The organism is Bacillus sp. JJ634 (assembly GCF_036962285.1).
GTDB classification, from domain to species: Bacteria; Bacillota; Bacilli; order Bacillales; family DSM-1321; genus Peribacillus; species Peribacillus asahii_A.
In genome coordinates this window covers 1-823 of the sequence record NZ_JBALMU010000238.1, presented here as the reverse complement: position 1 = coordinate 823, position 823 = coordinate 1, and the positions used below count along the sequence as shown (strand labels likewise).

Genomic DNA, 823 nt, shown 5'->3' with positions numbered 1-823 from the left:
ATAATAATAGTTTTACCATTAGGGGAAATATTACGAGGTTCCAAAAGCAAAAAATGTATACAGAATTGCTAAATAAAAACGGATTTGTTGAATAAGATTTTTCTTTATTCATTACTAATCTGGATTATTTTCTACTTAAGATAGCACTTGCACCATTCTTTAAAATGCGGGGTGTTTTCATTGTTCATTTAACAACAGTATATATTTGAGGGGAAAAACATGAGAACAAAAAACTCTATCATCAATATAATTTTTGGTTTAGGAAGCCAAGTTATCATAACAGCATTAAGTTTTTTTTCAAGAACCGTATTCATTAATAGTTTAGGAATTGAATATTTAGGAATAAACGGGTTATTGACCAATATATTGATGATGTTATCCTTAGCCGAAGCTGGGATCGGTGCAAGTATCATGTATAGTCTTTATAAACCCGTTGCAGATAATGACTATCGAAAAATAAATATATTAATGAAGTTTTATCGAACTGCGTACGTTGTAATTGCAATCATTGTTCTTTTGCTAGGTCTTATTCTTATGCCGTTTATTGGATTTTTCGTTAAAGATTCAAGTGTAGAAAATATTCATTTTATTTATCTTATATTTTTAATTAATACAGTTTTACCTTTTTTATATGTGCATAAAAATTCATTTTTAAATGTTTGTCAGAAAGGGTATATCGTTACAGGTATATACACAATTTCTTCAGTTATATCTCTAGGTTTCAAAATTGGAATTCTACACTATACAAATAACTACATATTATATCTAGTAATAGAGAGTATAACTACATTGGTTACTTCTATTATATTGGCTAGAGTCGTAA

1 pseudogene is annotated in these 823 nt (G+C 27.8%); it reads left to right on the top strand.

What is annotated here, in order from left to right:
• Nucleotides 1–219: 219 nt before the first annotated feature.
• A pseudogene (locus V7068_RS22465) lies at nucleotides 220–823 on the top strand (lipopolysaccharide biosynthesis protein); the annotation flags it as partial.